The following is a 16,178-nucleotide window of genomic DNA, read 5'->3' as shown; positions in this document are numbered from 1 at the left end:
CGACCAGCGCGCCCGCCTGGCCGCCGCCGCCGTCGCAGCCGTCGCTGCCGGCCGCGAGCACGTGGACATCGGCCGCGCCGCTCAGCCGCTGCGCCGCCGCGAGCGCGAAATGCTGGCAGCGCCCGCCTTGCCCAGCATCCGGCGGCAGTGCCACCGCCGGTTCGCCGCCCCAGATGTGGAGGCCCGCGCCGCTGCGCAGCAGCGTGTCGGCGAAGGCGGTGCCGGCCGCTTCGGCATCCTCGGAGACCAAGGTGCTGCGGCGATAAACCTTCACGTCGCTCGCCGCCGCGCGATTGGCCGCCGCGGCGCGCGCGCTGCCATTGTTGGCGATGATCCGGGCGGCGATCGAGGCGAAGGCCGGGTCGTCCCCCGACGGCATCGGCGGCGCGTGGCGCACCAGGGTCTCGATCCAGTCGGGCAGGTTCGGCGGCAGGCGCCGCGCCTCGGCCGGAACCGGGCTGAACGGACCCGAGCCGATGTCGTGGACATGGTCGCCGGGCACGTCGGAGATGATCAGCAATTCGGCCGGCCGCCCGCGCAGCAGCGGCGCGAGACGCCCGCCCTTGATGGCGGAGGCAGCACGGCGAACTTTGTTGGTGTCGCCGATGTCGAAGCCGCTCCCCAGCAGCCAGCGGTTGAGCCGCGCCAGATCATCGAGGCCGATGCCGTCCGGAAGCCGCTCGACCATCGCCGAGGCGCCTCCCGACAGCAGGATCAGCAGCGGCTCGTCCAGCGGCAGATCGGCGAGGAAGAGAAGCAGCGCATCGCCCGCGGCGAGGCTCGCCTGGTCCGGGACGGGATGGCCGCCGGTGACCATCTGCGCACCACGGAGTTCGTCCCGATCCGCCGGCAGATAGGCGCTCCCGGTGATCACCAGCCCGCGCGTGATCGTGAGGCCGGGGGCCGAGACCGCGCCCGCGAACATCGCCGGCGCCGCCTTGCCGATCGCAAGCACCGCCGCGTCGCGCGGCGCCCCGCCGAGCGTGCGCGCGACCAGCCGGCGGCCATCGACGGCAGCCAAAGCGGAGCCGTAAACTTCCCGAAGGAAGCTTCGAGGGTCGGTCATCGTCAAAGTCGCGCTTGCGTCAGCCGTTCACCATCCGCTGGACGGTGAGATGGCCGTGGCGGCAGAGAATCTCTTCGTCCTGGAACTGGAAATTCTCGATCGCACCGGATTCGATGCCGCGCTGCGTCGCCTCGTGGACGCTGGCATCCTCCATCAGCCCGTCACGAAAGGCGACCTTGCCATATTCGTTGGTGAACGCCTGGCTCGCGGTGCGCGCCTTGGGATAATACATCCGGATTTCCCAGATCGAGCGGTTCACCGCGACCGGCCAGATATTGTAGGTGAAATAGGTGCCGTAGAGCAGGCCGATCACGAAATTGGGGAAGATGAGGTTGAAGTCGAACACCCCGTGCATCGCATCGGCATAAGCGCTCATATCGCCCCCGGCCGCGCCGGCGAACGCATCGATCGAATTGGCGCCGATCTTGCTGGCGACGGCTCCGACCGGCGTCGGCACGAACTCGCCGGCGTTGCTTCCCGCCGAGAGTATGCGGTGCGGGCCGTGGATGATCATGTCGTGCGACCGAAACCGCACGAACTCCTTGGGGAACGACAGTGAGAGCGTACGCTTGTGCAGCGAGGGGACATGGTACCCCTCCTGCTGCGCGTCGAGCAGCACCTTCCAGTTCACGGCTTCGTCGGGCTTGTAGGTGTAGAAGGTCTCGAGGCGGTCGAACGGATAAGCGTTGAGCTTCTCGCCCATATAGCCGCCGAGATATTCGGTGAGGCTCTGCTCGGGCCTCAAATTGACGAAGATGAAGCCGAGCCAGGTGTCGAGCGCGATCGGCTTGAGGCCCAGGACCGCCTTGTCGAGATTGTGGAAATTCTCCTCGTCGGGCACGTCGCGCAGCTTGCCGCTGTCGTCATAGACCCAGCCGTGGAACTTGCAGGTCAGGAAGCCCTTGCAATTGCCTTTCTCGCTGTCGCCGACCAGCAAATTGCCGCGATGCTGGCAGACATTGTGGAACGCCCGCAATTCGCCGTCGCGGCCCCGGACGAGCAGGATCGAGGTATCCCACATGTCCATCCTCTTGACGATATAGTCGCCCGGCGTGCGCAGCTCCTCGGCCCTGCCGACATTGATCCAGCTGCGCTTGAAGATGCGCTCTTTCTCCTTCGCGAAGAATTCGGGCGAGACGCTGTTCGCGACCGGGATCGGATCGGTGCCGAGCTCGGGAAACTTCTGCGAGAAGCGCTTGTGTTCGGTCTGCTCCATGGTCTTGGTCCTCGATAGCGATCAGCGCGCCAGGCGCCGGGTGCGGTTGGCGACGCTCAGTCGCCTCCGCCTTCATGGTCGGTGATGAACCGTTCCGGATCGAAGCCGTCGATCACGCCGGGCTGCGTCTTGAACAGTTCGATCGCATTGGCGACCTCGGCCAGCATCAACGTCAGGTTGAGCAGATTTTGCTGGGGCTCGGGCATGTCGTCGAGCGGGAAGCCATTGAGATATTCGAGCGCCGGCTCGATCCGCGCGAGCATGTCGTCGTAGAAGGCCTTGATCTCCTCCATGCTGCTCGTGAGCCGCTTGCGGCTGCGGGCGCGCTCGGTCGGAAGCGACCAATCGAGATATTTGTCGAGATCGGCGAATTCGGCGGGAAGGCTGCGGGCCTTGATCGCGGTGACCTGGTTCATGCCGCCACTCCCGTTTTTGCAGCGGAGCCGGCCGGCTCGCCGCCGAGGCCGGTATAATCTTCGATCATCTGATAGAAATGTCGCATCAAAATCTCTTCGTCTTGGAGGATGAAGTGGCTTTTCGCGCCTGATCCAAGCACCGTCTGGGTGGTCTCGAGCGTGCTGAAATCCTCGAGCCAGGTGTCGCGGTTGAGGCATTTGGCATGCTCGAGCGCGAAGCGTTCGCCCGCCGTCTTGGGCGGTCGCACGAACATCTTGATCTCCTGGTACATCGTGTCGACGCCGGTCGGCCAGAAATTGTGGGTCTGGAAGGCACCGCTGAACGGCGCCAGCCAGAAGTTCGGGAAGATCAGGTAGATGTCGAACATCCAATTGTCGGCGCGCGCCGGATTGACCCCGAGCGGCAGATTGTTCGGATCGAGGAAATTGTCCTTTTCCTTCTTGATCGTCCAGGCGAAGCGCTCGCTGATCGCCGCGGTCGGGCTCGGCGTATAATCGCCGCTGAACGGCAGCGAGATCATGCGGTGCGGGCCCATGAAGCGGATGTCGAGCGCGTGCATGAACGGATTGGTCTGGTCGATCGCGATGTCGCCCAAGGTGCGGCGGTGGAGGTGGACCGCGTGATAGGCCTCCTGCTGGGAATCGACCGCGATCTTCCAATTGCAGTTGAGGTTGCTCTTATAGGCATAGCCGAGCTTGAGCTGGTCGAACGGATAGCCATCGAGCATGTCCGCGACCTCGCCGAGATACTCGCGCAGCGATTGCTCGGGCTCCTTGTCGAGGTTGATGAACACGAACCCCTGCCAGACATCGAGGTGGATCGGGGTCAGGCCGAGCGTGGACTTGTCGAGGTTGAAGAAATTGGCCTCGTCGGGGACGTCGACCAGCCGGCCGCTGCTGTCGTAGATCCAGCCGTGGAACTTGCAGTCGTGGAACTTGGAGCAGCCCTTGACGTCCCACTCCATCTTGTTGCCGCGGTGCGAGCACATATTGTGGAACGCGCGGATCTCGCCGTCGCCGCCGCGCGTGATCAACACGTGGGTGTTGCAGATCTCGATGTGGCGATTGAAGAAGCTGTGCGGCTCGGCCACGTCCTCGACCCGGCAGACCTGAAGCCAGCATTTGCGGAAGATCTTTTCCCGCTCCAGCGCGAAATATTCGGGCGATATGCACGGCTCGATCGGCAGCGGCTCGGTGCCGAATTGCGGATAACGTTTGTGCCAGCGATGAATTTCGCCAAAGTCTCCCATGTGACGCTCCTAAAGTCTCTCGATAAGGTCCCGTTCAGTCGTCGAAGTTGATTGCGGCCACCCGTCGCTTCTCCCACCCTTCCGAATAGGGCACAAGCAATTTGGCGTCGAACTTGAGGGCGCTGATCTTCCAGCTGCCGTCGCTCTCCTTGCGATATTGTTCATCATAGACTGCGCCAAGCCACAAGGCGGTAGACTTGGTCCGCGAGGGATCCTGCGCCAGCGCCGGCTCCCACAGATACCAGATGCCGGTGGCGGTGCGTCCGTCCGGCGCCACGTCGATGCGCTTGGGGATCATGAAGTGCATCGTCCAGGTGAACGGCACGTTGGTGAGGAACGCGCGCAACTCCTCCTTGCCGTGGATCACCCCGAACCCCTCGCCGTAATCGGCGACGAAATCGTCGGTGACGATGTCCGCGAAGCGCTGCGGCAGATTGGCCGGATCGTCCGACGCCAGCGCATGCTCGCATTTGAGCCGCCGGATCGCCTCGAGGTCGTCGAGCCGCGCCACGCGCTCCTCGAGCGCCCGCAAGCGCGCGTGCAGGTCATCTTCGCTCATGGCAGCTTCCCATCGAATGAGGGTGGGCGGGGACGATCGCCCCTGCTTGTTGCGGGCTCACGTCAGAATTCCTTTCGCGCCGAGACCATCCACCAGCGCGGCCTCGAGTAAGCGATCTCCCCACAGCCGCACAAAGTGGCGGTGTCGAACGAGGTCTCGACATAGGTCTCGTTGGTGAGGTTCCTGACATAGGCCTTGAGCGAGAGCGTCTTGCTCGAGTCCATCCATGTGAGGCCGCCGTTGAACACGGTGCGGCCATCCTGCCGGTGCGCCTGGAAATTGCGGATATTGTCGTAGAAATCGGAGATGTGCGAGACGTCGCCGATCGCGGTCAAGGTGCCGCCGAGGATGTCGATCGGCAGATCCCAGCTGACGTTGGCGGAGGCCTGGAAGCGCGGCGCGAAGGTCGGGCGGACGTCGTTGATGATTGCCGGCGCGGTCGGCGTCGCCGAGGTGGTGACGACGTCCTCGATGGTCGATTTGGTGTAGGCGAGCGCGCCGTTCAGGCGGAGCCGGTCGGTCGCGGCGAGCTGGACGCCGAGCTCGGCGCCCCAGGCATGCGCGTCATTGTTCTTGATCGTGCCGCCGACGTTCTCGAACGTGAACGCCTGATAATCTTTGTAATCGTAATAGAAGACCGCCGCGTTGAGATTGAGCCGATTGTCGAGCAGCTCGGTCTTGAGCCCGGCTTCGTACGAATAGAGCGTCTCCGGCTCGTAGAATATCTCGTCGGCCGGCAGCGGCGGCGTTCCATCCGGAAGCTTGGCGTTGAACGCGCCGCCTTTGACGCCGCGGTTGACGCCGGCATAGATCAAGGTCCCGTCGACTATCCGATACTCGAGGTTGATCTTGCCGGCCCACAGCCAATAGCTTTCGCGCAGGCGGTGGCTGGGCAGGAGATCGGGAATGATGATCGTGCCGGTGTCGACCGCGTAATCGTCGACATTGGCGAACGCATGCGACGCGAAATCATAGCGCAGCTTCTCGTGGATCAGCCGGCCGCCGACCACCAGGGTCAGCCGCTCCCCGAGCGGCACGTCGACGTTGGCGAAGCCGGAATAATTGGTGTTCTTGTAGTCGGCCACGTCGATCAGATCGATGCCGGTCGCGCTCGCGCCGAACACGCCCGCGAATAAGGAGTTGGCCGCGGCCAGGAAGCCAAGCGCCCCCTCGGCCTTGACCTGCGAGAAGAAGATGCCCCCTGCCCAGCGCAGCCCGCCGTCGGTCTCGCCGACCGCGCGCACCTCCTGGCTGAAGCTGTTGACCTTGTTGCGCAGCCCGACGTTGACGAAATTGGTCGGCCCGCCGTCGACGTCGACCGCAAGCGACTTGCGGAACCACTTCTTGCTGGTCACCCAGATCAGGTCGAAGCCGTCGAATTCGTAATCGGCGTGCAGCGAGAGATCGTAGGAGCGCGCATAAAAACCGTCGTCACGCGCGAAATCCGCGGCGGTCTGCTCCGATCCCGGCGGCGGGGCGACGAAGCCGAGCCCATCCGGCGTCCCGGGCGGGAGCGCGATCGTGTCGATATGCTGGCCCGCGGCGTTGAACACCGGCGCGATCGCGTGATTCGAATAAGGACCGATGCCGCTCGTCCCGCGCGCGATCGTGCCGGCGAGCCGGACGTTGAGCCGTTCGGTGACGTCGCCTTCAATCTGGAGGCGGCCCGCTAACAATTCCTCCTTGCCGAGATCCTCGCCGAAGCGTGGCCCTGCCGGAGGGGTCGGGATGGCGAGGCCGGTCGGGTAGATGTTCTCGAGCCAGGCATCGTTGCGCGAATAGAGGCCGGAGACGCGCGCGCGCAGGCCCGGGGTGATCGGGCCGCTCATTGCCGCTTCGAGCCGGACCTCGTCGAAGCGCCCGTAACCGGCGTCGATGAAGCCTTCGAATTCCTTGGTCGGGCGCTTGGGGATGAAGTGGATCAGGCCGCCGGTGGCGTTCTTGCCGAACAACGTGCCTTGCGGCCCCTTGAGGATCTCGACGCGCTCGAGGTCGAAGGTGCCGAACACCTGCCCCTGCAGCGTGGGGGCGTAGGTGTCGTCATAATAGACGGCGATCGGGCCTTCGAAGATGTCATTATAGTCGTTCTGGGTGACGCCGCGGATCGAATATTGCTGGCTCTGGCCGGCAAAGGAGCTCGAGATCGAGACGCCAGGCGTGAAGCGCGCGATGTCGGCGCCAGTCTCGACGTTGAACGTCTCGAGCTCCTCCGCTCCCATGGCCGAAACCGAAAGCGCGACGTCCTGCAGATTCTGCTCGCGGCGGTTGGCGGTGACGACGATGTCCTGCACCCCGGTCGTGCCGGCTTGCGGTGCGTCCGGCGCGGCGGCCGGCGCATCCTGCGCGAGCGCCGGCGCGTAAGCGACAGTCGCCGCCGAAATCAGAAGCACTCGCACGAGCGCGTTGCACCGCAATGGCCTTTTCCTCATGACCCGCCCCCCTGTTGTCCGCCGCTCGCCCCGATGGGCTACGGCTTCGGTCGGCTCTATGCCGATCCGATCGTCCCGTTCGGCCGATCCCCATCAGCCTCAGGGACAGAAGGCTGGTCGCAGGCGGGGCGCCGCGCAATCCGGATCGCGCAGACCGCGGCCTCGGCTATCCGGATCGCGCAGAAATCGGACGAATTCGATCCCCGCGCGCCGGCGCGCGTCCCGCCAGCTGCAACGGCGGTTGCAGCCAAGTGCTGACTGTCCGCTCAGACGAACGCGAGACGTTGACCTCGAAGCGAGACGATGATTAGCTGCCTTTGGAGCGTGCGGATTCAGGCTTCGCGGCAAATGGAGACAGGCTTCGTGACTCGGCGACGACGAATGAAACGCGTCTTGCCGATGATGCGGCTGATGACGGGGCCTGCAGTTTCGAAGGCGCGGCGAGGCGCCGATCGCACTGGTGCAGATAGCGGTGCTTCATGACACAGCCCAGACAGCTTGCGCGCGAGACGGCGCTGCACAATTGCCGAATATTCGCATCGCGCGACATGGACGAGACGCGCGCCGGCGTCTCGCGGCTGATGAACCCTTATTTCGTCGAATATGCCGAGGGTCGCAAAGATTGCGAGGCGCATCTCGATTTCCTCGAGATGCGCGGCCTGGCGATCGCTGCGATCAAGCAGCTCGGCCATATCAGGATCAATGTCGCGCCGATCGAAAGCTTCCACTTCCTGATCTTCTGCCTGAAGGGACGCGCGTTGCTGAGCTCCTCGCACGGCGAGGCGATGATCGACTCCAGGACCGGCCTCTATTTCGGTCCCGGCCAGCGCTTCCAGGGAGACCTTCCCGACGATTGCGAGCAGCTCGTCGTGCGCATCGACGCGGCCGCCTTCCAGTCCTACGCTGGTCCTTCCAATGTCGGGCTGCGGGCGTTCGTCGATCTCTCGCAGCCCGAGCTCGGGCCATGGCTGCATCTGCTCAACGCGATGATCAGCGATCCGAGCGCGATCGACCTGCTCCAGCGCAACGACAAGATCGCGCGCGATTACGAGCAATTGTTCATGAGCCTGCTCTTCTCCGGCCAGGGCTACAGCCGAGCGCCCGCCGGCAGCGAAGGCAATCGGGGCGCCGCGCCGGCGAGCATCCGCCGGGCGGAAATGTTCATCGAGGCGAACGCGCGCGAAGCGCTCCGGCTCGAGGACATCGCCGCGGCCGCGAACGTGCCGGCGCGCACCTTGCTCGACGGCTTCCGCCGTTTCCGCCAGACCAGCCCGGGACGATTCCTGCGCGACATCAGGCTCGATCGAGCGCGCGAGAGCCTGCTCGAGCGCGACGGCGAGGCCAGCGTCACCGGCGCCGCGCTCGAAGCGGGCTTCACCCATCTCGGCCGCTTCGCGCGCGCCTATGCCGAGCGGTTTGGCGAGAAGCCTTCCGAGACCTTGGCGCGAGGCTCGACGCGGCGCAGCAGGCCGCTCCGCCGCGATTGATCGGCGCTCCCATTTTGCCCGCAAAAATTGTGGCGGCGTGTCTCCATCTCGGCCACTGTCCCGCACCATGATGCGGACGCCCCGGCAGGGTTTCGCACGTCAAAACCCTTATAGGGACGCAGCATGATCGAGCAGGGAAGCGAAGCGGAACGGATTCGCCAGATGCGGCTGGGGTTCGTCTTCGCCCTTGCCGCCTATCTGATCTACGGCATCATGCCGATCTACATGAAGCTGCTCAAGGCGGTGCCGCCGGGGCAGATCATGGCGCATAGAGTCATCTGGTCGGTGCTGCTGCTGGCGCTGATCGTCTCGCTCACCCGGCGCTGGCCGGCGGTCCGCACCGCGCTGAGCAAGCCGCGCATGGTCCTCGCGATGCTGCTCTGCGCGGTTCTGATCGGCACCAACTGGATGGTCTATATCTGGGCGGTGCTTGCCAACCATGTGCTCGAGACCAGCCTCGGCTTTTTCGTCACGCCGTTGATGACCGTGCTGCTCGGCGTGGTCGTGCTGCGCGAGCGGCTGCCGCGGCCCCAGGCGATAGCGGTCGGCCTGGCGACGATCGGGGTCGCGGCGCTCGCGATCGGCCAGGGCGGCACCTTGTGGATCGCGCTCGTGCTGGCGATCACATTCAGCACGGCCGGGCTGATCCGCAAGCTCGCGCCGGTCGATCCGTTGTGCGAGCTGTTGATCGAGACCTCGCTGATGGCGCCGATCGCGCTCGCCTGGCTGTGGTGGGTGACGGCGCAAGGGCAAGGCGCGTTCGGCGCCGATCCGATCGACGACAGCTTGCTGGTGCTGACCGGCGTCGTCACCGCCGTTCCTTTATTGCTGTTCAGCGCGGCGGCCAAGCGCATGCCTTATTCGCTCGCCGGCCAGTTCCAATATATCGGCCCGACGTTGCAGTTCCTGCAGGCGGTGCTGCTCTTCCACGAGCCGTTCACGCCGCTCCACATGTTCACCTTCGCGTGCATCTGGACCGGGCTTGGGATCTTCACCTACGACGTGTTGCGCACCGCGCGCCGGAACTCGGCGGCGACCGCAGCGGCGGCAGTCGCGACCGCCGATTAGGTAGTCAGGCCGAGCGCCCGTCGCCGCGCGGGTCCGCTTTGCAGCTCCCTCCCCCTTGCGGGGCGCTGCAAGACTCCGTTCGCGGTGAACTGCCAAACCCCCGTCATGCCAGCCTTCGCTGGCATGACGGGGTAGGAGGATGACTAATCGAGTGCCATCCCACCGAGTTCAACGCGCCAATTAGCCCCTGATCGGCTGGGCCGCCTCCGCCGCTTTGTCCTCCTCGACCAGCGGCCCGACGCAGAAATGCGCCATGTGCCGCCACGCTTGGGGGCTGTGATAGTCGCCGAATTCCGCGGTCGCATCCTTGCCGGCATACATGCGGGCGACGAACGGACCGCCGGGATGATGATCCTTCCACTCGGTGAAGTCGTAGACCTTGTTGTGGATGATGATCCAGCAATCCTCGAAGCTGTTGTGCGTCGCGACCTCCGCCCGCGTCACCTTGCGGTCGCCGTTGAGCGACACCGGCGGCACCCACAGATTGGCGAGCATTTCCGCCTTGGCTGCCTTCACCGCCTCGCGGTCGCGGAAATCCCACGGCCCGAGTTTCTTGAGCGGCAATTTGTCGCCGATGTTCCGCGCGTCGTGGGCGTAGATCCAGTTCATGTCGTTGCCGGCGCGCTTGTCATGGTTGAACGCGGCATAATCGCGCTCGTTGGCGGCGGCGAGGATCGCCTGGCGCTGCGGGCTGTCCTCGGGCTCGAGGTGCTTGAACAGGAACTTCGATCCGAACTGGAATCGGGTCGCGCGATAGTGACGAACCCTTTCGTAGTGGAGCAGCGCCTTGTTGACGTCGGTGCCGTGCATCTTGAAGCATTGGCTGAGCGCGGCGCCGTCCTCGAACGCCTGGGTCGCCGCTTGGCCCATCGTCGGCAGCATCGGGTGCGCGGCATCGCCGAGCAGGCAGACCCGGCCTTCCGTCCAATGCTCGAACGCGTCGCGATCGAACAGGCCCCACTTGGTCGGATCCTCGATCGCTCCGGCGAGCGCGAGCACGTCGTCGAGCCGCGGATCGTCCTTGAACGCTTCGCTGGCCCGCGCCCGCAGCTCGGCGCGGTCGGCCGGGAACCAATCGCCTTCCTCGCCGGCGAACTCGGCCGAGTTGGGCTCGTAATAAGCGAACCACACGTTGAGCAGCTCGCCGCCGCGCACCCAATAGGTCAGCGCCCAGGCGCGCAATGTCTTGCGCGTGTCCATGCTCGCGGAGTCGATCGGATTGTTGTCGAGCGGCTGGCCGTTCGCCTTGCGAAGGGCCGCGACCTTGTCGCGCGGGATCAGGCCGCGATAGCAGGTCACCTCGGTCCAGCGCCGCGGCGGCGTCTCCGGCCACACGTCCTGGAGCACCTTCGAATTGATGCCGTCCGCGCCGATCAGCAGCTCGCCCTGCGCGCTCGTGCCATCGGTGAACGTCGCGGTGACGGTGCCGGTGTCCTGGACCAAGGTCTCGAAGCGCTTGCCCATGTGAATGCGGATCGGGCAGGCGACGCCGGAATCGGGACCGAGCTCCATCGCCCTTTTGTGCAGGCACATCAAAAGGTCGAGCCGGTGCATGTGATGGAAGCCGGCGCCGTCGTTGGCGGCGGTGTTGTGATCGAGCGGCTTGGTCGAGACGTCGCCATCCGCCGGTATGTCGCGCGTGGCATCGAGGATGATCGCGCGGCCGCCGTCGACGGCGCCGTGCGGCCCCTTCGGATCGCCGCCGTCGAGATCGATGCCGAGCCACTTGCAAAGCCGCGCGCCGTTGGGCGCGATGTTCAGCCCCGCGCCGGCCGTCGTCGGGGATTTCGCCTGCTCATAGACGTCGACCGAAGTGAACACGCCCGCTTCGCGCAGCGCGATCGCGGTGAACAACCCGCCCATTCCGCCGCCGATGATGATAGCCCTCATGCCGCCCCTCTTTCCGCTCTGTCGTCGTTTTGCGTAAGCTAACAACGCGCGCGAAGCTGTCCAACGATTTGAGGGGCCGCATGCATCGGGGAGCCGCCTTCCCTCCCCTCCGACCGGCGCTGCTTGGAGTCGAACTTTCGACCTGCTAGCCTTGGCGGAACAAGAGCCCAAGAAGCACAGGAGGAGAGCCGACATGGCGAGCATGACCAGGAGCCCCGCGCGCAGCAACGAAAACGTCCTGATGTCCGATGACGAGGAAGCGCGCCGTTCGCAGGAGCAGTTCGGCTTCGCCGATGCGGTGACCGCAGGCGACAAAATCTATCTCTCGGGGATCGTCGCGGTGCTCAACGAGGGCGAGACCGACATCGAAGCGTCGTTCGAACGAGTCTATCAGCGGGTCGGCTCGATCCTGAAGCGTGCCGGCGTCGGTTGGGACGACATCGTCGACATCACCAGCTTCCACACCGACGTCACCACCCAGATCGAGCCGATGGTCAACGTCCAGAAGCGCTACATCAAATCCCCGCCGCCCGCCTGGACCGCGATCGGCATCGACCGCCTGATCCGCCCGAACGGCATCACCGAGATCAAGTTCGTCGCGCAGCGGAGCGACACTGTCGCCTGAGCAACGCACACAGCGTCGTCGTGGTGCTTTTTAGGTGAACTCGACCAGCAGCACGATCAGCGAGATCAGGAAGACGAGGGAAAGCAGCAGGAGCGCGGCCAGCATCGCGACCGGCCTCGACCGGCTCGGGCGATTCCGCCCCGCCCGCCAGCGGTCGTTCTTGAGAGGGGCGATATGCATTGCTTCACCTCCTAAATGTCTGTCCTATATGGGGTTTCCGTCCGTGAATTCCAGCCGGCGCCGATAGCCGCCTTCGGGTCACGCTCGCATGCCGAACGTGGAACCATAGGCTGCGGCGCGCTTTCCGCTGTCTGGCGACCAGCACAAGGCTTTCCAGATTGAACCTCCGCCTTGGCAGATAGCCCGTTCTTCGGCTTCGAAAGCTACCATGTGGTGCTGGCCGCACTAGGGGCTGTCATCCTGCTCGCTTACTGGATTCCGCGCTTTCTGTCCGGGCGGGAGCCGGCCGCCTCGGCGCTGCTCATCATGTTCGGAATGCTGGCATTCTCGTTCGTTCCAGGGATGCCGGCGGCCATGGACCCCCGCACCTCGCCCAGGCTCTGGGAGCTCGGCAGCGAGCTCGCGGTGATCGTCGCGCTGTTCGGGACCGGCCTCAGGATCGACAATTTGCGCTCCTATCGCCACTGGCAGCCGACGGTGCGCCTGCTCGTCATCGTCATGCCGCTGACGATCCTTTCCGTAGCGCTGCTTGGATGGGCTCTCGCCGGGATGACCCTGGCGGGTGCCCTTCTCCTCGGTGCGGTGCTCGCGCCGACCGACCCGGTGCTGGCCGGCGACGTCCAGGTCGGGCCGCCCACGGAGGGCGGCGAGCATCCCGTTCGCTTCTCGCTCACCGCTGAAGCCGGGCTCAACGATGGGCTGGCATTTCCGTTCGTCTATCTCGGCTTGATCATTGCCGCGCACGGTCTCGCGCCCGGCTCCTGGCTGGTGGAATGGTTCGCCCGCGACGTTGTCTATCGCATCGTCGTCGGCGTCGTATCCGGAGCCGCAATGGGCTGGCTGCTCGGCCGCATCTTGTTCGCCATCCCGTTGCGCAACGTCCTCGCCGATACCGGTTCGGGCGTTCTGGCGCTGGCCGGCGTGCTCCTCTGCTACGGCGCGACCGAGCTGCTCGAAGGCTATGGCTTCATCGCCGCGTTCGTCGCCGGCCTCGTCCTGCGCCGCGCGGAGGTGGACCATGCGTTCCACGGCAAGCTGCATGGCTTCAACGAAGCCATCGAGCATGCGCTCACCGCTGTCCTGCTCGTGCTCATCGGCGGCGTGCTGCCGGTGCTGTGGCCGGAGCTCGACTGGCGGCACATCGCGATCGCGCTGGCGCTGATCTTCGTCATCCGGCCGCTGTCCGGCTGGTGGAGCTTGCGCGGCACCGAGCTCAAGCGCCGCGAGCGCCTCGTCGTCGCGGCCTACGGCGTCCGCGGCATCGGCTCGATCTATTATCTTGGCTATGCCACCAGCCATTTGGAACTGGTCAACGAAGGGCAGCTCTGGGCCACGATTGCCTTCACCATCACGGTCTCGACAATCGTCCACGGCCTCACCGCCGGCGCCGCCGTCGAGCGTGCGACGAAGGAAGAGGAAGGGCGATCAGTCTAGAGCCCGATCCGCTGAGGTGGATGCGCTTCGCGCTTCCGCCGAAGGCGTGAATCAGGCTCATTGCAGGGGACTTTTTCGACAGGATGCGACCCATGGCGTACATTCCTGTCGGACCGCGCCTTGATCAGCGGAAACGTCGCTTACGGGAGGCAAGCCGATGCGCTTCACCCAGCATGGTGAACGCTGTTTTCTCGGCTCCGTCCGGACGGCCGCTTGCAGCCCAGATCGCCGCAAGGGCGGCCACATAGATCGCGGCGCCAACAAGGATCGACAGTCCGAGATCCACAGCGACGAAGCCGGTCTGCACCGATGCCAGGCGCACCACCATGCACATCGCTGTTGCCGCGACGAACGGACGACAGACCGCGCGAATGAGCTGGAGCGGTGGCACGCGCGCGATGCGGGAGAAGACCGCCACTCCGCCAAGGAGCGTTGCCCCGCTGAGCGCCAGCGCCGTGAAGGCGATATCATAAACGTCTCCGCCAACCGCGGCGACGAGGAAGACGCTTCCGGCGGTCGCGACCGCGCTGCAGCATGACATGATCGCTGCTGCCCGTGCCCGATCCGATGCCTGAAGCGAAGAAACGATCAGCTTGTAGACAGCGTAAAAGGCGCAGCCAGGGGCAATCAGCTGCAAGAGCCTCGCCCCACCCGACCATTGCGGGCCGAACAAGACTGCTACCGCGTCCTCTGCGACAGCGGCCAGGCCGATCCCGGCGGGGGCGGCGATCATCGCATAGCAGCCGAGCAAGGCGGTCACCCTCGCCGGATCGCTGTCGAGCGGCTGGCCGCGCCGGGCGGTCGTCACGAAGGTGACGCGGTTGAGCGCCGTCGCAATCTCGAGGGTGAAGATCGAAGCGACGTCCTTGCCGACCGAATAGAGCCCGACGAGGTGTGCCGCAGCGATCCGTCCCACAGCCAGCCGCTCGGCCTGCTGCTGAACGACCTGCGCTCCATAGGCCAGGAACATCCACAGCGAGACGTTGAGCAGTTCGGAGCGTTTGGCGAGCGACAGCCGCGGCCGATAGGGATGGAAAAGGTAGGAAGCCCCAAGATGCAGCGCCGACTGCAGGAGGAGCCCGACCACCAGCGCCCAGTAGGATCGCAGCAAGAGCGCTGCGGTGATCGTCCCCGCCAGCGCAAGGAGCCTGACGGTGACCCGCATCCGCAGATCCTTGCCGATCTCCAAGGAGCGGTCGAACTCGACGGTGCCTATGTTCACGAGGCCTTGGAGCACCAGGCGAAGCGAGAGCACCGCCGTGACCAGGGCCAGTGCGGGTTCGTGGAAAAAGGCCGCTACGGCAGGCGCGCTTGCGGCCAACATTGCGGCAAGCATCACCAGCACGATCAACTGGATGGTCCAGGCCGTATCGAGGTGCGCCCGCTCGGGGTGGAGAATGCGCAATAGGGCCTGACGGATGCCAAGGGCGGAGAAGATGTCGACCAGCGCCATCGTCGCCGCCGCGAGCGCGATGATGCCGAAATCGCGCGGCGATAGAAGGCGGGCGAGCACGACCACCGAAAAGAGCCCGATGAAGCGCAGCGTCCAGGTCAGCCCGACCGCCAGCGCGGCGCTGCGATAGACGCCGCCACCGCGGCGTTCGCTTTCCACTGTCGGAGCATCCGATGCCAACGCCGTTCCCCTGCAATGACACGGAGCTATGGCATGACAAGCTTGCAAAAGGACAAACGCCTAGCCGATCGGATGATCGGCCGGTGAGGTGCCATCAACCCCCCATTAGCTTTTTCTCCTTACGCAACCTCGGTGCCGTTTTGCGTGCTGCAGCGGTTGGTGCGAAGGGACTGCGGGCGTGGGTTCAATCGGCAGGGCGGGCTTTGCCTTACTCACGATCTACTCGCTCTGGCTGATCAGCTTCGAGATGAGCAGCTCGCAGGCGCAGGTTAGACCCTATTATTCGGATATCGGCAGCGAGTTGGCGTTCTTCGCCGTCAACACGACGATGAGCGTCGCCTTTCTCGCCGGCGCGGCGCTGCTGCTGCTGTTTGCCGGCACGGCCAATCCCGACCAGCGCGACAAAGGTCGCGAGTTCCTGCTCTCGCAGGCGGCGCTGTTCGCCTTTCTTGCCGCCGACGACCGCTTCCAGCTCCACGAACGGATCGGCTGGCGACTGGGTATCGGTGACCATTATGTGACCTTCGCCTGGGCGCTCGCGGAGCTCGGGCTGCTGGCCGCTTATTGGCGTCCCGCGCTCATTCCCTGGCGTGCGACCCGCCTGTTCCTCGCCGGCGGCGCCCTTTTCACAGTCAGTTTCCTGGTCGACGCGCTAGCAAACGGCGATGCGCTGCTGCGCCTTTCGGCCGAAGATCTCGCCAAGACATGGGGCGCAGCGATGTTCTTCAGCTTCGGCTGGGAAACGGCGCGCTTTCATCTTCGGACGAAGGCAGTGCCCCCGCCGCGCGTCACGGCGCCGATGCCCTGCGCTCCTGGTACCGAGCCGGCGCAAGCCACGACTGCGGACGAGGGTCGGGATCGCATCTGATGGGCGTCCACGCCATTTTCGACGGTTGCATGGACCTTGAGGAGGACGACCGAGGCG

The 16,178-nt window shown here is 65.1% G+C and carries 14 protein-coding genes; 5 read left to right on the top strand and 9 right to left on the bottom strand.

Annotated elements, in window-relative coordinates:
* From V6M48_RS05340 to V6M48_RS05315, 6 genes are all read right to left on the bottom strand, one after another.
* The coding region (locus tag V6M48_RS05340; RefSeq protein ID WP_332811487.1) for a DUF4147 domain-containing protein at positions 1-1,066 on the bottom strand (1,066 nt) is incomplete at its 3' end.
* 19 nt (positions 1,067-1,085) lie between these two features.
* Positions 1,086-2,282 (bottom strand): aromatic ring-hydroxylating oxygenase subunit alpha, encoded by a 1,197-nt coding sequence (locus V6M48_RS05335; RefSeq protein WP_332811486.1) that lies wholly within the window; start codon positions 2,280-2,282, stop codon positions 1,086-1,088.
* Between the two features lie 56 nt (positions 2,283-2,338).
* Positions 2,339-2,698 carry a hypothetical protein gene (locus V6M48_RS05330; RefSeq protein WP_332811485.1) on the bottom strand — a complete coding sequence of 120 codons (360 nt, stop codon included), beginning with the start codon at positions 2,696-2,698 and terminating at the stop codon, positions 2,339-2,341.
* On the bottom strand, positions 2,695-3,948 hold the full coding sequence (locus tag V6M48_RS05325) for an aromatic ring-hydroxylating oxygenase subunit alpha (protein WP_332811484.1): 1,254 nt from the start codon (positions 3,946-3,948) through the stop codon (positions 2,695-2,697). Before V6M48_RS05325 ends, V6M48_RS05330 begins: the two co-directional genes overlap by 4 nt.
* A gap of 34 nt (positions 3,949-3,982) precedes the next feature.
* Positions 3,983-4,507: a nuclear transport factor 2 family protein gene (locus V6M48_RS05320; protein ID WP_332811483.1), complete on the bottom strand. Its 525-nt coding sequence runs from the start codon at positions 4,505-4,507 to the stop codon at positions 3,983-3,985.
* 62 nt (positions 4,508-4,569) lie between these two features.
* Positions 4,570-6,897, bottom strand: coding sequence for a TonB-dependent receptor (locus tag V6M48_RS05315; RefSeq protein WP_332811482.1), 2,328 nt, complete (start codon positions 6,895-6,897; stop codon positions 4,570-4,572).
* Positions 6,898-7,415: 518 nt separating this feature from the next.
* On the opposite strand from V6M48_RS05315, the gene V6M48_RS05310 reads away from it, so the two are divergent.
* Both V6M48_RS05310 and rarD read left to right on the top strand, forming a co-directional pair.
* Positions 7,416-8,423: an AraC family transcriptional regulator gene (locus V6M48_RS05310; RefSeq protein ID WP_332811481.1), complete on the top strand. Its 1,008-nt coding sequence runs from the start codon at positions 7,416-7,418 to the stop codon at positions 8,421-8,423.
* Positions 8,424-8,546: 123 nt separating this feature from the next.
* A complete protein-coding gene (gene rarD, locus V6M48_RS05305) occupies positions 8,547-9,491 on the top strand; it encodes an EamA family transporter RarD (protein WP_332811480.1) in 945 nt (314 codons plus the stop codon).
* A gap of 180 nt (positions 9,492-9,671) precedes the next feature.
* Here rarD and V6M48_RS05300 read toward each other — a convergent pair whose 3' ends face one another.
* Positions 9,672-11,381, bottom strand: a complete 1,710-nt coding sequence (locus V6M48_RS05300; RefSeq protein WP_332811479.1) for a cytochrome b5 domain-containing protein — start codon at positions 11,379-11,381, stop codon at positions 9,672-9,674.
* A 193-nt stretch (positions 11,382-11,574) separates the two neighbouring features.
* On the opposite strand from V6M48_RS05300, the gene V6M48_RS05295 reads away from it, so the two are divergent.
* Positions 11,575-12,006, top strand: a complete 432-nt coding sequence (locus tag V6M48_RS05295; RefSeq protein WP_332811478.1) for a Rid family hydrolase — start codon at positions 11,575-11,577, stop codon at positions 12,004-12,006.
* A gap of 30 nt (positions 12,007-12,036) precedes the next feature.
* Here the strand turns inward: V6M48_RS05295 and V6M48_RS05290 are convergent, their stop codons facing one another.
* Positions 12,037-12,186 (bottom strand): hypothetical protein, encoded by a 150-nt coding sequence (locus tag V6M48_RS05290; RefSeq protein ID WP_332811477.1) that lies wholly within the window; start codon positions 12,184-12,186, stop codon positions 12,037-12,039.
* 171 nt (positions 12,187-12,357) lie between these two features.
* Here V6M48_RS05290 and V6M48_RS05285 point away from each other — a divergent pair, with 171 nt between their 5' ends.
* On the top strand, positions 12,358-13,620 hold the full coding sequence (locus V6M48_RS05285) for a cation:proton antiporter (RefSeq protein WP_332811476.1): 1,263 nt from the start codon (positions 12,358-12,360) through the stop codon (positions 13,618-13,620).
* A 124-nt stretch (positions 13,621-13,744) separates the two neighbouring features.
* Here V6M48_RS05285 and V6M48_RS05280 read toward each other — a convergent pair whose 3' ends face one another.
* Positions 13,745-15,232 carry an oligosaccharide flippase family protein gene (locus V6M48_RS05280; RefSeq protein WP_332811475.1) on the bottom strand — a complete coding sequence of 496 codons (1,488 nt, stop codon included), beginning with the start codon at positions 15,230-15,232 and terminating at the stop codon, positions 13,745-13,747.
* Between the two features lie 199 nt (positions 15,233-15,431).
* Here V6M48_RS05280 and V6M48_RS05275 point away from each other — a divergent pair, with 199 nt between their 5' ends.
* Complete coding sequence (locus tag V6M48_RS05275; protein ID WP_332811474.1) at positions 15,432-16,121, top strand: hypothetical protein; 690 nt, start codon at positions 15,432-15,434, stop codon at positions 16,119-16,121.
* Positions 16,122-16,178 lie beyond the last annotated feature (57 nt).

Origin of the sequence: Sphingomonas sp., assembly GCF_036677245.1 — a bacterium.
GTDB lineage: Bacteria > Pseudomonadota > Alphaproteobacteria > Sphingomonadales > Sphingomonadaceae > Allosphingosinicella.
This window is presented reverse-complemented; position numbering and strand designations above follow the sequence as displayed.